The following is a 20,194-nucleotide window of genomic DNA, read 5'->3' as shown; positions in this document are numbered from 1 at the left end:
ATACATGGGTGGCCAGGAAATCGATGAAGGCGCGCAGTGTCGGCGTCGTAGCCCTCTTCTGGGGTGCTGCGCATACGAGCGGACTGATCGTCACGCAAGTGTGGTGCAGCAGCGAAGCGCGCGAGGCGCCCGCGTTCGCCATCGGCGTGTACATCGCCGCCATCAACCTGGGCGTGACGGTGGGCGCGATGGCATGCAGGGGGCGCTGGCCTTGATCTTGCTCAAGGCGTGGTTGTACCGCCCGTACTCAGTCGGCAATATGGTTGGGGATGCGAAACAGTAAATCCGTGTCGCCGATATCCACGCCCGCTTGCGACAGCAGGGTGCTGGCCTGGCCCCGGTGATGCGTCTGGTGATTGAAGAAATGCATGAGCAGGCTGAAAAACTCGCGCCGGTTCGGCCCCTTGCTGTTGCGGTAGTCGAGCAAATGGTCGAGGTCGGCTTCCGTGATGGAGGCGGTCCAGTCGACGATGAGCTGGTCCAGCCACAGCCGGTGCGCGTGCATGGCGGCAAAATCCTCGGCCGCGAACAGCGGGTGCGTGAGCGAAGCGGGTGGCGTGATGGCGCGGATGGGGTCGAGCAGGGGAAAGCCGGCCGGGTGCTTTGCATAGCGCTGCAGCCACAGGGTGTCGCCCACCATCACGTGGTTCAGGGTGGCCAGCAGGGAGCCGAAAAAGGCGCCCCGCTCGCGCTGCAGCTCGCCGGGCGGCAGGCTGGCCGCCGCCGCGTAGACTTTGGCATTCATCCACTGGTTGTAATCGGCCATCAGGCAAAGGTGGGCGCAACGGCGCATGGGGACTCCTCCAGTGGATGAATAATGAGTTTAAACGGACTTCAGGAACGCGCGTATGCCAGCGAGCAACATTTCAATGGCCATCGCCGTCAGGATCAAGCCCATCAGGCGCTCGAACGCCGTCATGACTCTTGGACCGAGAGCCCGCTGCAAGCGTTCGGCGCACAGGAAGACGGCCAGCCAGACGACAGCCACGGCCGTCAGCCCCGCCACGTGGGCGATGACTTCATTCATTTCATGCGAGGAAAACAGCAGCACGGTCGCCAGGGCCGACGGGCCGGCCAGCGCGGGGATGGCCAGCGGCACGATGAACGGTTCGCCGGCCATCTCGTGGTCGCTATTGCCCGCGTTGGGCTGCGGAAACACCATGCGCATGGCGATCAGGAACAGGATCACGCCGCCGCCGATGCGCAGGGCCACTTCCGACAATTGCAAGGCGTTCAGGAAATGGCGGCCGAAGAACATAAACAGCAGCAAGATGCCGAAGGCGATCATGCATTCGCGCACCACGACTTTCCAGCGCCGCTCGATGGGCACCCGTTTCAGGGCATTGACGAACAGGGAAACGTTGCCGAACGGATCGGTGACGAGCAAGAGCAGGATAAAAGTCTGGAAGAAATTCTGTGTCATGGTGATGTGATTGAGGTCAACACCGCTGCCAGGATGGGCGCGCTGCGATAAGGCTTGCGATGATAACAAGAGCGGCGGCTATCGCCCATGATTATTGATGCATAGCAGCATTTTTTTTATGCCGCGATGACTTGTGCCTGGTAAAACGCGGTGGGCGTGGTGCCGAAATGTTTCCTGAACATGGCCGTAAACGCACTTTGGCTGGTGTAGCCATTCTCCATGGCCACGTCGATAACCTTGCTGCCGTGCGCCAATTGTTCCAGCGCCCGCAGCAAGCGCGCCTGCTGGCGCCACTGGCCAAAGCGCATGCCCGTCTGTTTCTGGAACAAGCGGTGCAGGCTGCGCTCGGTAATCGCCAGTTCCTGCGCCCAGTGGGCCACCGTCTGCTGTTCGCCCGGTTGCGCCATCAGCCGCGCACAGATGCCGCGCAGGCGCGCGTCAGAAGGTAGTGGCAGATACAGGGGCAGCACAGGCAGGCTGTCGAGCTCGTGCAACAGCAATTGCAGCAGATGCCAGTCGCGGCTGCCTTCCGTGAAATCAGGCGCGATGTCGACGGCCGCCACGATCAGTTGCCGCAGCAGGGGGCTGATATCGAGCACGCAGCTGTGGCGCGGCAGCAGCGGTGAGCTGGCACAGTCGATGAAGACGGTGCGCATTTTCACGGCGCCACTCATGCGCACCTGATGCGCAATGCCGGGTTGCAGCCACACGCCGCGCGTGGGCGGCACCACCCAGCGCCCGCCTTGGGCCTCGATGGTCATCACGCCCTCGATGGCGTACAGCAATTGTGCATGCGTGTGGCGGTGCACGGAAATCACGTGGCCATGCGCATAGTCGACGGCCAGCGCCATGGCGCGCGCCGTGACGGGCAGCAATTCCTGAAAGGCGGGGGAGGTGCAATCCATGAAAGTGGGTCAGTTTTGCGATAGGTACAGACATATTAGCGCGAGAAGGCGCGGCGCGCCTGCGGCAAGATGAATACCCGCAATGTTTTATGGAGCCTCGCATGCCTGTGCGCGCCTATCTGTATCCCTTCCTGGCCATGTTGCTGTGGGCCGGTAACGTCGTCGTCTCGAAACTGGCCGCGTCCAGCATCGCCCCCACGGCCATCACCTTTTACCGCCTGGTGCTGGTCTTGCTGGTGATGACGCCGTTTATCGCCCGTCCCCTGTGGCGCAACCGCGCCGCCATCCGCCGCCAGTGGTGGCAGCTGGCGCTGTGCGGCGTGATGTCGATGGCGCTGTTCCAGAGCTTGTCCTACCGCGCCGCCGAATCGACGACGGCGACGAATATGGCCATCGTCACGGCGCTGGCGCCATTGATGACGGCCCTGCTCAGCGTGTTGCTGCTGGGCGAACGATTGACGGTCGGCATGGCGGCCGGCGGCGTGCTGTCGTTTGGAGGCTTGCTGTACCTGGTGGGGCGCGGCGACGTGCTGGCCTTGCTGCATCAAGGCGTGCATGCGGGCGATGCGCTGATGCTGCTGGCCTGCCTGATCTTCGCTTTGTACGGCGTGCTGCTGCGCCGCTGGCGTTTATCCATTCCCGCCTGGCAAGCCATTTATTGCCAGGCGCTGGCAGCCCTGGTGTGCATGCTGCCGCTGTTCCTGCTGCTGCCACCCGGCAGCGCCCGGCTGGACGCCACCACCTTGCCCCTGATCGGCTATGCGGGCATCGGCTCGTCCATCGTGCTGTCCTACCTGTGGATCGAAGGCGTGAAACTGCTGGGGCCGAACCGCTGCAGCATTTACGTCAACCTGCTGCCCTTGCTGACGGCCTTGCTGGCCATCGTCTGGCTGCACGAAAGCATGCATATTTATCACCTGATCGGCGGCGGCATTTCGCTGCTGGGCGTGCTGCTGGCGCAGACGGTGCAGCGGCCCCTGTGGCGCCAGCGTCCTGGCGTGTCCGGTCTTGCCTGAACGGCCATGCATAATGGCGGTTTTCAGGCAGTGGAGTGGTCATGCGGCAAACATTTTGGATGAGCACGATGGCGGCGCTGCTGGTGCTGGCCTTCCTGCGGGAAAATGGCGAAGTCAACGGCTACTACTGCCAGTGCAATGACGGCAGCGACAAGCGCATGCCCCTGGACCAGTATGGCCAGGCCAGCATCGAGGCCGTGTTCCAGCTTGACCTCGACAGCGAAGGCGAGACCACCCTGGTACTCAGCCGCAGCGGCGATAAGCTCTTTGGCTTGCATGCTTACCGCTACGAGCGCAGCGGCGGCAAGATGTTCAAGGTGGCGACCTTGCAGCCTGCGCTGGACGCCATCGTGCGCGGCGCCAGGGTCATGGATGAAGCGGGAGTGCGCGCGGCGCTGGCCCGTTTGCAGCTGATCGATTACAGCATCGCTTACGCGCCCACGGGCGTGGCCGAGTTCGACGCCATCGAGCATGCGCACGGCACCCTGGCCGGCTATTTCAATATCGATGGCGAGTTACTGCCAGCCAAACCTGCCGACGCCCCGGCGTTTGCCTATAAAAAAACCTTCCAGGAAAAGGATGGTCATTATCTGACCGTCACGTATCTGTTGGGCAAGGGCTGGGAAGGGGGCCGCGCACCCAGCTACCACGTCAAGTGGATCACCTGGGAAACGCAGCCGCAGCGCTTTGCCGCCAGCCAGGATGGGCCATTCATCGAATACGACGTGAATTGCTGCGTGGGCAGCGTATTCGCCCGCGGCCAGTATGCGCAGGGCAAGCGCACTGGGCAGTGGCACTTTGAGGAGCCGAATACCATCCGCTCGTCTGGCGCCTTTGTCGACGACAAGGCTGAAGGGCCGTGGACGTATGCCAGCGGTGATGAAACGACCACGGGGCAGATGTTCAAGGGCCAGCGCACGGGCCGCTGGGAAGTGAGCCCGGGCGTGGCCGAATGGCGCGCAGCGGACATGCACAGCTTCACCGGTTACGACCATTTCGTGAAAGACCGCTTGAATGGGCCCAGCGAGCGCCGCGTCGGTGGCGTGGTGCAATGGCAGGGCAATTATGTCAATGGCAAGAAGCAGGGTCAGTGGGTCGAGCCTGGTGGTGGCGGTCTGTACGTCGATGACGTGAAACAGGAGCCGTGAAAGGCGACGCCGGATGGCGGCTGGCAAGTGCTGACCATGCTCGATGGCAAGCCCGATGGCCAGCTCATCAGAGAAACCGTCTATTAACATAACTGTCATTCCGGCGCGACCGCACACGACAGCGGAATGCCAGTTCTGCGCAAAAAACATCATCCGCTTGTTACAAAGCGTGAAAATCCATGCTGGATGTTGCTACTGGTAATCTTTCCCTGTATCTTGCAGTCAGGAAATTAAAAGTACAGCAAACCTCAACCTCGTTGCCCTGTATTGCACTCTTGACGATATGCGCGGGCCGCCTTCCCCCCTGCCGCCACACACGCCGTATCGATCTGTCCTGAACAATTCACGTGACCCGCCTATCTGGCGCTTGCTGCTATCCGTTTGGTGAGCGCAGGCATGGTTACGCCCCTACCAAGGAAACTGCATGCTGTCGAATATAACAATAAAAATGCGCCTGATCGCCACCATGAGTGTGCTGGGCTTGTTGATCGCCGTGCTGGGCGTCATGAGTATCATCAGCCTGAAATCGGCTAACAGCAACATCAACGAGGTCTACAGCAATCAGCTGGCATCGACGCAAGTCATCGGCGAGTCGCAGATTCTGCTGGGTCGCGCCCGTTTCACGATGGACCGCGTGATGGTGCACCCCGACGCGGCCAATACCAAGGAGACCCTGGCGCGTGCCGAACAATTCATGGAAGCTTCCAACAAGTCCTGGAAGGTGTACCTGGCCTTGCCGCAAGGCGCGGACGAAAAGCGCCTGTCCGACGACATGGACAAGAAGCGCAGCGAATACATCAGCAACGGTTTGCTGGTCATGAGCAAGGCTTTGCGTGACGGCAACATCGCGCAAGCGGACGGGTTGATGATGACGGGGCTGACGCCGCTGTACCGCACCCTGGACCAGGCAGCCGAAACATTGACGCAATACCAGGCCACTTCGGCCGCCGCGATGTATGCGGAAAGCCAGTCCAGCTACCGCAGCCAGGTGGCCATGGCCATCGGCGGCATGATCGTCGGCGCCTTGCTGACCATTATTTCCAGCATCTTCCTGCTGCGCGCCATCTTTAACCCGCTGGACCAGGCCCTGCGCCATTTCGGCGCCATTTCCGACGGCAACCTGGCCAATGACATCGTCATCACGCGCAACGACGAGATGGGCGCCTTGCTGACGGGCTTGCAGAAAATGCAGGAACGCCTGTCGACCACCGTGCGCGGCGTGCGCGACGGCAGCGGCGCCATCGCCACGGCCAGCAATGAAATCGCCTCGGGCAACCTGGATTTATCGAGCCGCACGGAGCAGCAAGCGTCGAGCCTGGAAGAAACGGCATCTTCGCTGGAAGAACTGACCTCGACCGTCAAGCAGAATTCCGACAATGCGCGCCAGGCGAACCAGCTGGCCGTGTCCGCGTCGGATGTGGCCGTCAAGGGCGGTGCGCTGGTGGCGCAAGTAGTCGATACCATGGGCAGCATCAGCGAATCGTCGAAAAAGATTGCCGACATCATCGGCGTCATCGATGGCATCGCTTTCCAGACCAACATCCTGGCCCTGAACGCGGCCGTGGAAGCGGCGCGAGCCGGCGAGCAGGGCCGTGGCTTTGCCGTCGTCGCCACGGAAGTACGCAACCTGGCGCACCGCTCGGCCAGCGCCGCCAAGGATATCAAGGTGCTCATCGAAGCGTCGGTGCAGAACGTGGGCGCCGGCAGCGCGCTGGTCAGCCAGACGGGCACGACGATGGACGAAATCGTGTCCAGCATCCGCCGCGTGACGGACATCATGGGCGAAATCAGCGCCGCCGGCCGCGAGCAGGAACTGGGCATTGGCCAGATCAATCAAGCCGTGGCGGAAATGGATACCGTGACGCAACAGAATGCGGCATTGGTGGAAGAAGCGGCGGCCGCTTCGGAAGCTATGCAGGAGCAGGCGGCGGCGCTGGCCGAAATGGTCAGCATTTTCAAGCTCGACGCCGCCCACAGCGGCCCGGCCCCCGCCAAGCCTGCCTTGCGCAAGCCTGTCGTGGCCGCCACCAGCACGGCCTTGAAACGCCCGGTCCTGCGCCTGGCGCCGGCATCGGTTGCCGCCGCCAAGCCGCGTCCAGCCAAGCCGGCCGCCGACAATAGCGGCGAGTGGGAAGAGTTCTAAGTTACTGCGCTGGCAGGGTGGCTTTGCTGCCCTGTTCCTGCAGCATCGCCGCCTCGGACAGGGCCTGGGCGCGCGCTTCCTCTGCCGCCTGTTCCGCTTTCTCATGCGCATCATGGCGCGCCTGCAAGGCTGCCCGCGCGCGCACGAAGACGATCTTGATGGCCGCCATCACGGGCACGGACAGGAAGATGCCGACCACGCCACCCAACTGGTCACCAGCGAGCAAGCCGACGATCACCATCAGCGGGCTCACTTCCACGCCTTCGCTCATCAGGTACGGATTGACCACGTAATCCTGGAATAAACGGTAGGCGGCAATAAAGCCGATCAGCCAGAACACGTGCTCGAAGCCGCTGAAACCGGCCACGACCACGGCGATGACGGCGGCCGCCAGCGGGCCGGCAAACGGAATGAATTCCAGCAAGGCGGCCGCGCCGGCCAGCAGCAGGCTGTACGGCACGCCCATCAGGGAAAAGGCGATGCTGTAGGACACAAAAGTGGCGATCGACAACAGCAACAAGGCGCGCACATAGCGCGACAGCAAGATGTCGAGGTCATCGATGATGGCGCCCCAGAGTTTCTTGTTCGGGCGGTTCAGCAGGGACAGCAAGCCGTCGCGCATGTCCGGCCCTTCCTTGATCAGCAAAAAGCTCAGCACGGGCACCAGCACCAGATAGATCAGGTTGCTGGCCGCATGCATGACGGTCAAGCCCAGTTCCTTCGCCAGCGGCATGGCTTGTCCCGTACCACTGCTCAGCTGCGTCTGCATGAACGACAGCAGGCGCGCGCGCAAGGGTTCCATGAATTCCGGCAACGGAATGCGCTCGGCAAAATTATTCCCCTTGAGCAAGGTCGGCAACTGATCGCTGAGCTTGATCGCCTCTTCCTCGATGCGTGCCCCGAAGATCGAGCCCAGCACCGCTACCAGCAAGATCACCACCAGGAAGACGATGCCGATACTGGCCGTGCGCGGCAGACGCTTCGGCCCATACCGCTCCAGCAGTCCGATCAGCGGATACACGAGGTAGCTGAAGAAAATGGCAAAGACCACCACGATCAGGGTCGACGACACCTTGTAGGTAAGAAAGAGCAGGAAGGCGATGATGAAAGCCGTCCACACCATCTTGGCGACGCGCAAGTTAAAACCGAACATATGACTCCTTAGGGCAGGATGCGACGCAAGCGTGGCAGGCTTGAAGGGCACGGTGGGCAAGGCAGGGACCGGGCCGGGCCGCACGGCCGGAAATCATACCGCAAAATGCCAAAATGCCATGCTCTTATGCGTAATGGCAACGTTTTTCCCTGGTCGGCATCCCCGCCTGCCTATTTTTCGCGCCAGCTGGCCACGGTGATGAAGACGCTGTCTTTCTTGCCCTGTTCGCGCAAGGTCACCGTGTAGCGGCCGCTCGTATCGCTGCCCGTGAACACCACCTTGTCGTCATGCCCCTTCACTTGCGCGCCCTTGGCCAGTTTGGCGTAGGTGTTGAGCACCCAGTGGAAGTCGGCATAGCTGCGCAGGGTGATGCTGGCATCGGGCATGGGCTCGTCGCCGGCCTCGGCCGCTTCCGTGGGCGTGCGCATGGGCAAACCGGCCAGGCCTGCCGGCGCGATGAGTTTGCCACCGCTGGCGCTGCTGTTGAGTTCCGCGTTCGGCAACAGCAGATGCAGCAAGCTGGGGGGAAAGCCGGGTGGCACGTCGCGCTGCTCCCAGCCGGGCTGGTCGGGGCGGGTGGTGATGTATTCCACTACAGCAATGCTTTGCCGCTGCTTCGGCGCAGCCTGCGCCAGCATGGGCGGCAGTTGCCGCGCCCAGACCAGCAGCGGCGCGGCCATCTCGTCCTCCGCGTCCGGTGGCAGGAACAAGGTCAGCACGGCATGCGTGGACGGCAGGCAGGCCGGTGCGGCATCGCCAATGGCGGCCTGGCAATGGCCGTTGACAAGGGCCAGCGCCAACAGCTTGCGTTGCGGGTCGAACAGCATGGCGGCGCGCTGCGCACCGTGTTCGCTGGGGTTGATGGAGGCCAGCACCGAGCGTCCGTCGGGCAGCATGGTGCGCTGGATGTCATGCAGCGAACGCATGCTGTCGAGTACCTGGAGCGCGATCAGGGTGTCGCCCTGCGTATAGTCGCCACGCGCATAACCCAGCAGCCTGAAGACGTCAGCGCGGATTTGTGGATGCTCGTTCAGGCTGAGCGGCGGCGATGGCACGGAGACGGGCACGGTGGCGGCATCTTCGGCAGAAATGGCTTGTGCCATGCTGGAAAGCGGCAGGCACAGGGTGGCGCACAGCGACAGCATGCGCAGAGTGATGTTTCCTGGGGTGTTCAATGGCAATCCTTGTCGAGACGCCATGCCGGTCGGCTTGCCGGCATGCGCGCGCCGCGATCTTAGCATTTCAGGAATGAAACGCATTCTGCCAAGCTTGGCTATTGAATCACTGTCCGTCTTGCCATGGCCCAGATCACCATTTCCTGCAGTATTCCCGTCGACGATGAGGTCGTGACCGAGTTCCTGCACAAGTACGTGCTGTGCTCGCGTGTCGGCGCGGCCAGGAAATTGCGCATGGGAGAGAAGGGCTGCTTCTATACCTGTTCTTTGTACCAGGAAGACCATGCCAAGGTGAGCCGTTTGATTCGCCGCATGCTGGCCTTCTTTGAAAGCAAGGATATTCTCTTAACCATCCTCAAGATCGGTGCCCAGGACAGCTGGGATGAGGTGGACCCGGAGCAGCGCGATCCCTGGAAGTTTTCGCCACAAGCCTTGCTGGCGCTGCTCGATGCAGCGCCCAACGGCAATGCCTAGGCGGCGTTGAGCACGTAGCGGTTCTTGCCGCTTTTCTTGGCCTGGTACAGCGACTCATCGGCACGCCGGTAGCTGTGCGACAAGTCCGCTTCCTTGATCAGTTCGGCGATGCCGATGCTGACGGACACCTTGCGTTCCGGCACGAAAGCCGCTTCGACGCTGTCGACCAGCTGCGCGGCAAAGGCGCAGGCCGCGTTCTTTTCGCCCAGGTAAATCACGGCAAACTCCTCGCCACCCAGGCGGCCGCACAGGTGCTCGCCCGACAGCCCCGCGATCACCTCGGCGATCTTTTTCAGCACCTCGTCGCCCACGTCATGGCCGTACACGTCGTTGATTTGCTTGAAGTCGTCGATGTCGATCATCAGAAAATACGCGGGCGTGTGCGCCGTACGCTGCAGGATGCGGGCGCTTTGCGTAAACATGCGGCGATTGTTGAGCCCAGTCAAGCCATCCTTGTAGGCCATCGTCGCCAGTTCGCGCTGGGCTCGATAGTTATGGATGCGCAAGACGAGAAAATAGATATTCAGCGCCAGGCCGATGATCACGCTGATGGTAACGGCCAGCACCGGCCAATGCTGGTCAGCCTGGCCCGCATGCACGGGAAACTGCCCCAGCCCCAGGATGGCCCACACGCACAGCGACACGCCCAGGTAATACGCAATGCCGCTGAAGATGGGCGCCGTCGTCAGGGTGATCATCACCCCCAGCGGCAATACCCAGAAAGCGGGATCTTCCGTGCCCAGTATCAGCACACGAAAGCTGAAAGCGATGCACAGCACGCTGATGGTGCCGCTGGCGATAATCGCCTGCAGCGACTTCGCATACTTGGTCAGCACCAGCCCGACCACCATGCCCGTCACGCCCAACGCCGCCTGCGCATGATCGAGCGAAGCGCGCGACAAGGTCAGGCTGAACGTGACCAGCCAGCAAGCCAGGCCAAACGTCAGGATCGCTATCGAAATGAAATGCAGTTCCTTGAAAAAGCGCTGCTGCTGCTCCCGTTCTCCTGAAAAGAACAGGTAATAGAAGGCAGGATACAGGCTGTGCGAAGTGAACATTGCATTTGTCCAGGCAGATAACACGCCTTGCGGCAGGGACGCCTCCCGGCAACGGCAGGCGGCTTGGCGCGCGTACAAAATTAGTTGCGCTTGGGAACGAGTGTAATGGTTTCTTGGGGTAAATGGGCATACGGAAGCGGAAAAACGCGGATCACTGTCCTGCTGCCGCCACAGTATGAAGGTAGTGTGCTTATTGCTCGATCAACACAGCTATACCGAGGCCATGCTGCAAACTGCTTGGCGCAGCAAGACCAATCAGTATATCGCCGCCAGCATCGTCGGCGTCTTTACGCGATGTTGGATGGCAAGTTGGAACCAGTGTTGCAAACCCTTTGGCGAAGTGTTGTGGCCGAAGGCGGCTTGACAGCGCCAACATAAAATAAGGATTTTGCTATTTCATTTTTTCCTTTAAGTTAAAATAACGCCTCCATTCATTTTAACTTCAGCGAACCTATGCAACGTGGACTCACGGGGACCTACACATCGACCATTGCCGGTGGTGTGGCGTGCCAGGCCTTTGTGCCCTTGCCACTGCCACCCACGCCTGCACTGGACTTGAACGGCAAGCTGCAAAGCCGCCTGGACGAAGCCTTGATCGCACTGGGACGACTCGATGCCATCAGCACGCTCTTGCCCGACGCACGGCTGTTTCTGTACAGTTACGTGCGCAAGGAAGCCGTCATGTCTTCGCAAATTGAAGGCACGCAATCGTCGCTCAGCGACCTGATGCTGTATGAGATAGAAGGGCAGCCTGGCGTGCCGCTCGATGATGTGCAAGAGGTCTCGTGCTACGTCAAGGCAATGTCGCTAGGCGTGGAACGGATACGGCAAGGGCAGCCCATCAGTTTTCGATTGCTGACGGAAGTGCATCAAGTGCTGATGACGTCGGGTAGGGGCGTGCAGCGCAGCCCTGGTGAATTTCGCCGCAATCAGGTGTGGATCGGTGGCCATCGCGCCGATGAGGCAACGTTTGTGCCGCCGCCCGCCAACCAGCTGGCCGACTGCTGGGCGGCACTGGAAAACTTCATCAACGACGTGCCGCAGCCGACTGCCGCCATCATCAAGGCGGCACTATCGCATGTGCAATTTGAAACCATCCATCCCTTCCTGGATGGCAATGGCCGCCTCGGCCGCATGCTGATACCGCTGATACTGGTTGACGCCCGTATCCTGCAGGAACCGCTGCTGTATCTTTCCGTGTTTTTCAAACAGCATCGTGAAACCTACTACAGCTTGCTGCAACAGGTACGCATCAGCGGCAACTGGGAAGCATGGCTGCTGTTCTTTGCCGATGCCATCGCCGCCACCGCCAATCAGGCCGTTAGCACGGCCCAGGCGTTGACGCAGTTGCTGGCGCAAGACAAGGCACGGCTGGCGGAACTGGGTCGCTTGGCCGGGTCGGCCAGGCAAATCCTCGATGCGCTGTTTGCGCACCCCATCTTGAATATTGCCGCCCTGAGCAAGACCACCGGCTTGACCGCCGCGACGGTGGGCAAGGCGCTCGATGCCATGGCAGGTACGCTGGGCATGGTGCAGGAAGTGACGGGCCAAAAACGCAACCGCGTGTATGCCTACGGTGCTTACATCAATATTTTGAATCAGGGAACAAGCTAATGAACAACAACGATATTGTCCAGAAACTCTGGAACCTCTGCGACGTGCTGCACGACGATACATTGGCGCTGAGAGTGCGCAGAGGTTTGGATATCGGCATGGCTGAGATCGTGTCGTAATGGCGGACCTGACCCGTCTCCTGTGCGTCTCCTTGTGACCCCGTCTCCTTGTTTTTCTCATATTTATAGAAATTCATATAAATTGCTGCAATTCCCAGGTGGAGAGGTGTGAAGATAAAATACAAGAAGAATCTAGATGTGCTCCGAAAAACTACCCTTCTATTGTTGGTAGTGAATGTAAGAAAATATCAAGGCTTTTTGATATTTTTCTTCCTGCCAATAGATTTATATTTTTTAAGTAAGGTTTTGAAATCTTGCTATATAACTTCGCTTCTTTTGCAAATTCAAGATTTTTCTTTTTTAACGCAATTTTTAGGTGATTTTCGCAACCTAAAATTTTCGAGGCAGATTTCTTGTTGTCAATGTACAGTGGAAGTAGCCAGCATTCTGTCGAGTGAATCGCTATTGCAAAAAAAATTCGGTGGCTGAAATTTTGAAACGTTTCCGAGTGAATTTTGCTTATTATTTTTTTTCTTACATCTTCTATTATATCCTCTACTTCCCTTGCTACACCATTTTTTGTCAAATCAACGCCAAAAGATGGATGATTACATGCATCGGTATCGACCTGAATTACTAGCCACTCATTTTGTAAAAAAACATCGCTTAGTGAGAGGGAGTTACAATATTCTAGAACCTGTTCCCACCCACCAAAATTTTCATTTTTATAGCGATATTGATCAGTCGCATCTTTTCGTGGTTGAATAATATTCACTTCTATATCAAAATTATAATGGCCTGCAAGAATATTGTCTAACACTGCTTGATCAGTTTCACCTTCGGTAATTAATGCAAAACTACTCATTGTTAGAATCCTTTAGGAAGTCCACCAAGAATGCCTCTAGAAAATAACTCGGAAAGCCGGACTATATTATTTTCGGAATTTTCAGGTTTGAATACACGCTTTATTTTTGTCGCTCCACTTCGTGATCTTGATATAACAAAGAGGCGCTGTTCATCATCATCTAAGTTCATTCCATCAAGAATTGAAGGGTTGTGCGTAGTGAGAATAATCTGTTTTTGATTTTTTTGTGAAATTTTAACAAGTTGAATAATTAACTTTTCACAAAGTTTTGGGTTTAATGAAGCATCTATATTGTCTATCGCAAAAAAATCTGGGGTTAGTTTGCTGTGAAAAAGTAAAAAATAGAAAAGTAAAAAGAAAAAACCTTCATTCGCGCTAGTGTGATCAAAGTATCGATTAACATTCTCGATATAGCGGTCTTTTATTTCCAATTGACCAGATCCTGGAATTTCAACAAATTTTAGATCTTCGAACCAGCCCAAAACATTCAATGATTTTTTTATTTCTTCAAGAATTTCTGAATTTTCTTCCTTTGCATAAATGGACATTAACTTCAATATGCCTTCTCCATTTATGCCCAGTGGCTCAATTTGACCCTCTCGTTGAAATATTCTAAGTGCAGAGTTTTCCGGGGAGTAAATTACAAAGGAGCTTAGTTTTTTTAATAAAATTGATTTTTTTATCGTTGAGGATTGAAGATATTTTATGAGATCGCCGTCATCTTCATTCTCATTGTTTAGCTTAATATCTAATTCAATTTTTCTTTTTTTGTTCGGGGGGACGCTAATTACTTCTTTCTTTTTTTCGTCTTTAATTAGCGCAGTTGATAATGCCGAGGCAAGGTTTTTCAATATGTTTTCTGTTTTTGCTTTGCTTTTGGCATCGGATTTTTCTGCTTCGTTAGTGAAATGTTTTATTGTTTCAATGAAATCGGAAAAATCTAATTTTATTTCAGAATTGTATGTTCTCTCTACATTCCATTTTGAATATGGGGCATTATCGTTTGATAGTTTATAAGATATTATTTCATTGCTTCTTGATTTTACTGAAGTTTGAATATTTTCTGATAAGCTTGCATCTAGAAATGCACTCCGCATATGTTCTGCTTTAGTCACCCGAATTCCCCTTGATACAAGGAATTCGTTGTCAAGCTTGTCAGCTGCTGCTGCCCCAGTAAGCGCAATAGCTTCTAAAATATTGCTTTTTCCAGCACCGTTCTCTCCAATGAAGACATTAAATCGTCCGAGTTCAATTCTTATCTTATCTATCGATTTGTAATTTTCGATATTAATTTCATTAATCATGATTTCCTCGTGTAAAAGGTGGAGGAATTTTATTGATAATTCCTCTTGATAATGTAATTTCAACATTGTCAATATGAAAAAATAGTTACTTCTCGGCCGAACATAATAATTGTATGCTGTGATGAAAAAGAGAAGGAGTTGGTAATTAGTTCGACCGGGCACCGCAGTTAGTGCCTCCTGTCCCGTTTGGGGACAGGATTTAAGTTCAGCGAGCAAAAGATTGGTAGTTCAGGCGCATTAACTATGGTTGGCCATTTGTGTGTGAGTTATGTCAGTTATGATTACTTCTACGATATTTCATTGAAAAATTACACGTCAATATTCCCCGCCCGCAGCGCATTGTTTTCGATGAACGCCCTGCGTGGTTCCACATCATCGCCCATCAGCGTCGTGAAGATCTGATCCGCCGCAATGGCGTCTTCGATCTGTACCTTCAGCAGGCGGCGTACGGTTGGGTCCATCGTCGTTTCCCACAGCTGGTCCGGGTTCATTTCGCCCAGACCTTTGTAGCGCTGTTTCGAGACGGTGCGCTCGGCTTCGTCGCGCAGCCATTGCATGGCCTGATGGAAGTCGACCACGGCGATTTCCTTCATGCGCTCGCCTTCGCCGCGGCGGACAAACGCGCCTTCGCCGATCAGGCCTTCGAAGGTGGCGGCGCCGCTGCTCAGTACGGCGTAGTCCGGGCCTTGCACGAAGTCGGCGTCGATGGCGCTGACTTTGACGTTGCCGTGGTGCATGCGTTCGATGCGCAGCATGTGTTTTTCCGACAAGTCATCGGAACGCACATGCACTTTGACCGCGCTGTCGTTGATGGCTGTCTGCAGGGCCAGGGCGGAGGTTTCCGCCAGGTCCAGCGTCGACAGGTCCAGCTGCACGCCCGTCATGATGGCCGTCAGGGCGGCGCGGTCGATGACGCGCGTCAGACGCGTCATGATGGTGTTCGACAGGTTGAACTTGCGCACCAGTTCCGTCAGGGTCTCGCCGGAAATGCCTTCCGCGCCTGTGCGCGGCACCAGCACGGCCGTGTTCAGCGCCACGGTCATCATGTAGCTCGCTTCCTCGGCGTCATCTTTCAGATAGCGCTCGTCGCGGCCGGCTTTCACCTTGTACAGCGGCGGTTGCGCGATGTAGATGTGGCCGCGCTCGACCAGTTGCGGCATCTGACGGTAGAACAGCGTCAGCAGCAGGGTACGGATGTGGGCGCCGTCGACGTCCGCATCGGTCATGATGATGATGCGGTGGTAGCGCAGTTTTTCGACGTTGAATTCGTCCGGTCCGATCGAGGTGCCGAGCGTGGCGATCAGGGTGGTGATCTGCTCCGACGACAGCATTTTCTCGAAGCGGGCTTTTTCCACGTTCAAGACTTTACCGCGCAGCGGCAGAATCGCCTGGAACTTGCGGTCGCGTCCCTGTTTTGCCGAGCCACCTGCCGAGTCACCCTCGACGATGTACAGTTCGCACAGGGCGGGGTCTTTTTCCTGGCAGTCGGCCAGCTTGGCCGACAGGCCCAGGCCGTCCATGATGCCTTTGCGGCGCGTCAAATCGCGGGCCTTGCGTGCCGCTTCGCGGGCGCGTGCCGCTTCGACGATCTTGCCGCAAATGATCTTGGCGTCGTTCGGTTTTTCTTGCAAGTAGTCGGCCAGGGTCTTGGCGACGATCTCTTCGACGGGGCCGCGTACTTCGCTCGACACCAGCTTGTCTTTCGTCTGCGACGAGAATTTCGGTTCCGGCACTTTTACCGACAGGACGCAGGTCAGGCCTTCGCGCATGTCGTCGCCGCTGATTTCCACTTTCGCCTTCTTGGCGAACTCGTGTTCATCGATGTATTTGTTGATCACGCGCGTCATGGCTGCGCGCAAGCCCGTCAGGTGGGTACCGCCATCGCGTTGAGGGATGTTATTCGTGAAGCACAGCACCTGTTCATTGTAGGCATCGTTCCACTGCATCGACACGTCGACCGAGATGTTCGTGCCCTGGTCCGACATGCGCTCACCCGTGGCCTGGAAAATGGTCGGGTGCAAGACCGACTTGGCCTTGTTGATGTATTCGACGAAGCCGCGCGTGCCGCCTTCGAAGGCGAAGATTTCTTCCTTGCCCGTGCGCTGGTCGGACAACTTGATGTTGACGCCATTGTTCAGGAAGGACAGTTCGCGGATGCGCTTGGCCAGGATTTCGTAGTGGAATTCCACGTGCGTGAAAATCTCTTCGTCGGCCCAGAAATGCACGTCGGTGCCGCGCTTGTCGGTGTCGCCGATGACCTTGATCGGCGAGGTGGCGATGTCGCCCACCATGACGATCTGGCGGTCTTGCGGCACGCCGCGCACGAATTCCATATGATGCACTTTGCCATCGCGGCGGATGGTCAGTTTCAGCAATTTCGACAGGCCATTGACGCAAGACACGCCCACGCCGTGCAAGCCGCCCGAGACTTTATACGAGTTCTGGTCGAACTTGCCGCCTGCGTGCAGCTCGGTCATGACGATTTCCGCCGCCGAACGCTTCGGATCGTGCTTGTCGTCCATTTTCAGGCCGGTCGGCACGCCGCGGCCATTGTCGGTGATCGAGATCGAATTGTCGCTGTGGATGGTGACGTGGATTTCCGTGCAGTGGCCGGCCAGCGATTCATCGATCGAGTTGTCCAGCACTTCGAATACCAGATGGTGCAAGCCGGTGCCGTCCGAGGTGTCGCCAATGTACATGCCCGGGCGTTTGCGTACGGCTTCCAGGCCTTCCAGGATCTGGATGGAGGAGGCGCCGTATTCTTCCGTTTTGGCCTGGATCGGGGTGTCTTGTGGATTCTCGGACATGGACTGCTTTCTCAAATAACGATTGCTGATTGATTCGGGGCTGCTGGCTGATGACCGTAGGTCGGGTTAGCCGGAACGGCGTAACCCGACAGACGGCGATTCAGCATGTCGGATTACGCTGCGCTAATCCGACCTACGTCACTGCTGTGGTCTTTAGATCCGCATCGGCATGACGACATACTTGAAGTCGGCATTGTCCGGGATGGAGATCAGTGCGGACGAGTTCGAGTCGCCCAGCGCGATGTTGACGTATTCGCATTTCAGGTTGTTCAGCACGTCCAGCAGATACGTCACGTTGAAGCCGATGTCGACGGAGTCGCCGCCGTAGTCGATTTCCAGCTCTTCGACGGCTTCTTCCTGATCCGCATTGGTCGAGCTGATCTTCATGCTGCCCGGGGTGATGATGCAGCGCACGCCCTTGAACTTGTCGCTGGTCATGATAGCGGCACGTTGCAGCGAGCGCAGCAGTTCATCGCGGCCGATGGTGAAGTCGTTTTTGTAGCCTTTTGGAATCACGCGCGTGTAGTCGGGGAACTTGCCTTCCACCAGCTTCGAGATCAGCTCGATGTCGGCAAAGGTCAGTTTCACCTGGTTGGCGGCGATGTCCAGTTGCACCGGCTCATCGTTCTCTTCCAGCAGACGCTGCAGTTCGATGATGGTCTTGCGTGGAATAATCACTTCCTGGCGCGCAAACGTCTGCTCGGTGGCCACCTGGCAAAACGCCAGGCGGTGGCCATCGGTGGCCACGGCGATGACATTATTGCCATCCAGAACCAGCAGCAAGCCGTTCAGGTAATAGCGGATGTCTTGCTGCGCCATCGAGAAATGCACCATGTTGAACAGGTGCTTCAGCGTTTTCTGCGGCAGGGTGACGGACGCGTTGTAGCTTTCCGCCTGTTGCACGGTCGGAAACTCTTCCGCCGCCAGGGTTTGCAGGGCGAAGCGTGACTTGCCCGTTTGCACGGTCAGGCGTTTGTTCAGCAGGGTCATCGTGACGTCGCCCGATTCGGGCAGGGCGCGCAGGATGTCGAGCAGCTTGCGCGCGGCCACGGTGGTGCCGGTGACGTCCGCGCCGGAACCGATTTGCGCGTGCGTGGTGATCTGCACTTCGGTGTCGGTCGACAGGAAGGAGACATTTTCACCGTCTTTGCGGATGAGGATATTGGCCAGAATCGGCATAGTGTGCCGACGCTCGACAATACCGCTCACGATCTGCAGTGGCCGGAGAAGGGTATCTCGGGTGGTTTTGACCAATTGCATATTTATCCTCAATGTATAGGTTGAACAGTACGACGTTTAACGTATTAATTTAACAATTGTTGCCATAGGAAGCCCCGACAGACCGGCTGCGGTGCCCTCCCAGATAATAAGGGTAAAGCACGTTTTGAGCCAGTCTTGCCAAATGGTGCTTAGCCCTTCAACGTTTGCTCCAGCACATGCAATTCGTGGTTGCATTCCGGGTTCTTGGTGCGGTCCAGCGCGATCTTGCGCACGGCATGCAGCACCGTGGTGTGGTCGCGGCCGCCGAACAGCTCGCCGATTTCCGGCAGGCTCTTCTGTGTCAATTCCTTGGCCAGGTACATGGCGATCTGGCGCGGCCGGGCGATATTCGCGGGCCGGCGCTTCGAATACATGTCGGCAACCTTGATATTGAAGAAGTCGGCCACCGTTTTCTGGATGTTTTCCACGGAAATCTGACGGTTCTGCACCGACAGCAAGTCCTTCAGGGCTTCCTTGACGATATCAATCGTGATGTCCTTGCCATGGAAACGCGAGTACGCCAGGATCTTGCGCAGCGCGCCTTCCAGTTCGCGCACGTTCGAGCGCAAGTGCTTGGCGACAAAGAAGGCCACGTCGTCGGAGAAGGTCACGCCTTCCTGCTTGGCTTTTTTCAGCAGAATCGCCACGCGCATTTCCAGTTCCGGCGGTTCGATGGCCACCGTCAGGCCCGAGTCGAAGCGCGAGATCAGGCGGTCGTCCATGCCCGTGATTTCCTTCGGATACGTATCCGAGGTGATGATGATCTGTTTCTTCGCAGCAATTAATGCCTCAAAGGCATAGAAAAACTCTTCCTGCGTGCGGCTCTTGCCGCCAAAGAACTGGATATCATCGATCAGCAGCATATCGAGCGAGTGATAGTAATGCTTGAAATCGTCGAAACCCTTGCGCTGGTAAGCGGTCACTACGTCGCGAACGTACTGTTCTGCGTGGATGTAGCGTATCTTCGCCCCCGGATTGTCGGCCATCACCTGGTTGCCGATGGCGTGGATCAAGTGGGTTTTACCCAGGCCGACGCCGCCGTAGAAGAACAGCGGGTTATATGACACGCCCGGATTGTTCGCCACCTGGATGGCGGCGGCGCGCGCCAATTGGTTGGCCTTGCCGGTCACGAAGCTGTCGAAGGTCAGGTCGGTGTTGATGCGGCTCTGCTCGCGGCGCGGGGCCGCGCCGATGCTCAGTTCCGGCACGCTGGGCTGCGGTTCCGCGGCGCGCGCGCTGGGCGCGCCGCCATTCGGATCGCTGGCCGGGGTGCTGGCGGTGACGGGTTTCTTCGGCAGGGCCAGGCGCGGGTCGAGCACGAACTGCACTTCCGTGGGCGCTTCGAAGTACTGTATGGCCAGCGCAGTGATGCGGCTGGCGAACTGGGTCTTGACCCAATCGAGCTTGAAGCGATTGGGCGCAGCAATGCGCAGCTTGCCCTCTTCGTAATCGAGAGGGATAAGCGGTTTGATCCACGCACTGAATTGTTGCGGTGTCAGCTCCAGTTCCAACTGCGCGGAACAGGCCTGCCAGAAATTATCCATGTATGTCTATGTGAAAAGGTGTGGGAGGGCGTATCGATTCTGCCCTGCGTTCACCGTGTTGCAAGGCCGGCGTCGCGCGAGGGCTCGCCACACGTAACGCGCTATTCTACTCCCGACTGACAAAGTTATCCACAGGCGCGACGCTTATTTTTCTGTGGCGGGGTGGGGCGCCGTGTGCATAAGAGGCGACTTATCCCCCGGTTATCCCGTCACAGGCAGGGCTGGCGCGGCCTGTGGCGTGGCCTT

Annotated in this window: 17 protein-coding genes; 6 read left to right on the top strand and 11 right to left on the bottom strand. The window is 57.4% G+C overall.

Features of this window, described 5'->3' with window-relative positions; all coding sequences use genetic code 11:
- The first annotated feature begins 23 nt into the window (after window positions 1–23).
- A complete protein-coding gene (locus ACQ4WS_RS15830) occupies window positions 24–215 on the top strand; it encodes a hypothetical protein (protein WP_436477739.1) in 192 nt (63 codons plus the stop codon).
- A gap of 32 nt (window positions 216–247) precedes the next feature.
- On the opposite strand, the gene ACQ4WS_RS15825 is transcribed toward ACQ4WS_RS15830, so the two are convergent.
- The 3 genes from ACQ4WS_RS15825 to ACQ4WS_RS15815 form a co-directional block, all read right to left on the bottom strand.
- The gene (locus ACQ4WS_RS15825; RefSeq protein WP_436477737.1) at window positions 248–793 is read right to left on the bottom strand and encodes a DinB family protein; all 546 of its coding nucleotides are present in this window, start codon (window positions 791–793) and stop codon (window positions 248–250) included.
- A gap of 30 nt (window positions 794–823) precedes the next feature.
- Window positions 824–1,423, bottom strand: coding sequence for a MarC family protein (locus tag ACQ4WS_RS15820; RefSeq protein WP_436477735.1), 600 nt, complete (start codon window positions 1,421–1,423; stop codon window positions 824–826).
- Between the two features lie 116 nt (window positions 1,424–1,539).
- The gene (locus ACQ4WS_RS15815; protein ID WP_436477733.1) at window positions 1,540–2,328 is read right to left on the bottom strand and encodes an AraC family transcriptional regulator; all 789 of its coding nucleotides are present in this window, start codon (window positions 2,326–2,328) and stop codon (window positions 1,540–1,542) included.
- Window positions 2,329–2,429: 101 nt separating this feature from the next.
- Between ACQ4WS_RS15815 and ACQ4WS_RS15810 the strand changes: the two genes are divergently transcribed.
- The 3 genes from ACQ4WS_RS15810 (at window position 2,430) to ACQ4WS_RS15800 (ending at window position 6,635) form a co-directional block, all read left to right on the top strand.
- Window positions 2,430–3,344 carry a DMT family transporter gene (locus ACQ4WS_RS15810; RefSeq protein ID WP_436477731.1) on the top strand — a complete coding sequence of 305 codons (915 nt, stop codon included), beginning with the start codon at window positions 2,430–2,432 and terminating at the stop codon, window positions 3,342–3,344.
- A gap of 41 nt (window positions 3,345–3,385) precedes the next feature.
- On the top strand, window positions 3,386–4,492 hold the full coding sequence (locus ACQ4WS_RS15805) for a toxin-antitoxin system YwqK family antitoxin (protein ID WP_436477729.1): 1,107 nt from the start codon (window positions 3,386–3,388) through the stop codon (window positions 4,490–4,492).
- Between the two features lie 424 nt (window positions 4,493–4,916).
- A complete protein-coding gene (locus tag ACQ4WS_RS15800; RefSeq protein ID WP_436477727.1) occupies window positions 4,917–6,635 on the top strand; it encodes a methyl-accepting chemotaxis protein in 1,719 nt (572 codons plus the stop codon).
- A gap of 1 nt (window position 6,636) precedes the next feature.
- Here the strand turns inward: ACQ4WS_RS15800 and ACQ4WS_RS15795 are convergent, their stop codons facing one another.
- On the bottom strand, window positions 6,637–7,788 hold the full coding sequence (locus ACQ4WS_RS15795; protein ID WP_436477725.1) for an AI-2E family transporter: 1,152 nt from the start codon (window positions 7,786–7,788) through the stop codon (window positions 6,637–6,639).
- A 170-nt stretch (window positions 7,789–7,958) separates the two neighbouring features.
- Window positions 7,959–8,963: a hypothetical protein gene (locus ACQ4WS_RS15790; protein WP_436477723.1), complete on the bottom strand. Its 1,005-nt coding sequence runs from the start codon at window positions 8,961–8,963 to the stop codon at window positions 7,959–7,961.
- A gap of 123 nt (window positions 8,964–9,086) precedes the next feature.
- Here ACQ4WS_RS15790 and ACQ4WS_RS15785 point away from each other — a divergent pair, with 123 nt between their 5' ends.
- Window positions 9,087–9,437, top strand: a complete 351-nt coding sequence (locus ACQ4WS_RS15785) for a hypothetical protein (protein ID WP_436477721.1) — start codon at window positions 9,087–9,089, stop codon at window positions 9,435–9,437.
- On the opposite strand, the gene ACQ4WS_RS15780 is transcribed toward ACQ4WS_RS15785, so the two are convergent.
- On the bottom strand, window positions 9,434–10,495 hold the full coding sequence (locus ACQ4WS_RS15780) for a GGDEF domain-containing protein (protein ID WP_436477719.1): 1,062 nt from the start codon (window positions 10,493–10,495) through the stop codon (window positions 9,434–9,436). The genes ACQ4WS_RS15785 and ACQ4WS_RS15780 overlap by 4 nt on opposite strands.
- Window positions 10,496–10,948: 453 nt before the next feature.
- On the opposite strand from ACQ4WS_RS15780, the gene ACQ4WS_RS15775 reads away from it, so the two are divergent.
- Window positions 10,949–12,109 carry a Fic family protein gene (locus ACQ4WS_RS15775; protein ID WP_436477717.1) on the top strand — a complete coding sequence of 387 codons (1,161 nt, stop codon included), beginning with the start codon at window positions 10,949–10,951 and terminating at the stop codon, window positions 12,107–12,109.
- 270 nt (window positions 12,110–12,379) lie between these two features.
- Here ACQ4WS_RS15775 and ACQ4WS_RS15770 read toward each other — a convergent pair whose 3' ends face one another.
- The 5 genes from ACQ4WS_RS15770 to dnaA all read right to left on the bottom strand — a co-directional run bounded on the left by ACQ4WS_RS15770 (window position 12,380) and on the right by dnaA (window position 19,948).
- Entirely contained in the window at window positions 12,380–13,033 is a 654-nt protein-coding gene (locus ACQ4WS_RS15770; RefSeq protein WP_436477715.1) for a hypothetical protein, read from the bottom strand.
- 2 nt (window positions 13,034–13,035) lie between these two features.
- Complete coding sequence (locus ACQ4WS_RS15765) at window positions 13,036–14,337, bottom strand: AAA family ATPase (RefSeq protein ID WP_436477713.1); 1,302 nt, start codon at window positions 14,335–14,337, stop codon at window positions 13,036–13,038.
- Between the two features lie 308 nt (window positions 14,338–14,645).
- Entirely contained in the window at window positions 14,646–17,144 is a 2,499-nt protein-coding gene (gyrB, locus tag ACQ4WS_RS15760; RefSeq protein WP_436477711.1) for a DNA topoisomerase (ATP-hydrolyzing) subunit B, read from the bottom strand.
- A 153-nt stretch (window positions 17,145–17,297) separates the two neighbouring features.
- Window positions 17,298–18,404, bottom strand: a complete 1,107-nt coding sequence (gene dnaN / locus ACQ4WS_RS15755; RefSeq protein ID WP_071075104.1) for a DNA polymerase III subunit beta — start codon at window positions 18,402–18,404, stop codon at window positions 17,298–17,300.
- A gap of 149 nt (window positions 18,405–18,553) precedes the next feature.
- Entirely contained in the window at window positions 18,554–19,948 is a 1,395-nt protein-coding gene (gene dnaA / locus ACQ4WS_RS15750; protein WP_034781304.1) for a chromosomal replication initiator protein DnaA, read from the bottom strand.
- Between the last annotated feature and the right edge of the window lie 246 nt (window positions 19,949–20,194).

It is taken from the genome of Janthinobacterium leeuwenhoeki (genome assembly GCF_051380795.1).
Taxonomy (GTDB): Bacteria; Pseudomonadota; Gammaproteobacteria; order Burkholderiales; family Burkholderiaceae_D; genus Janthinobacterium.
Note: the sequence above shows the minus strand (reverse complement) of the source record. Positions and strands in the feature narration are given on the sequence as shown.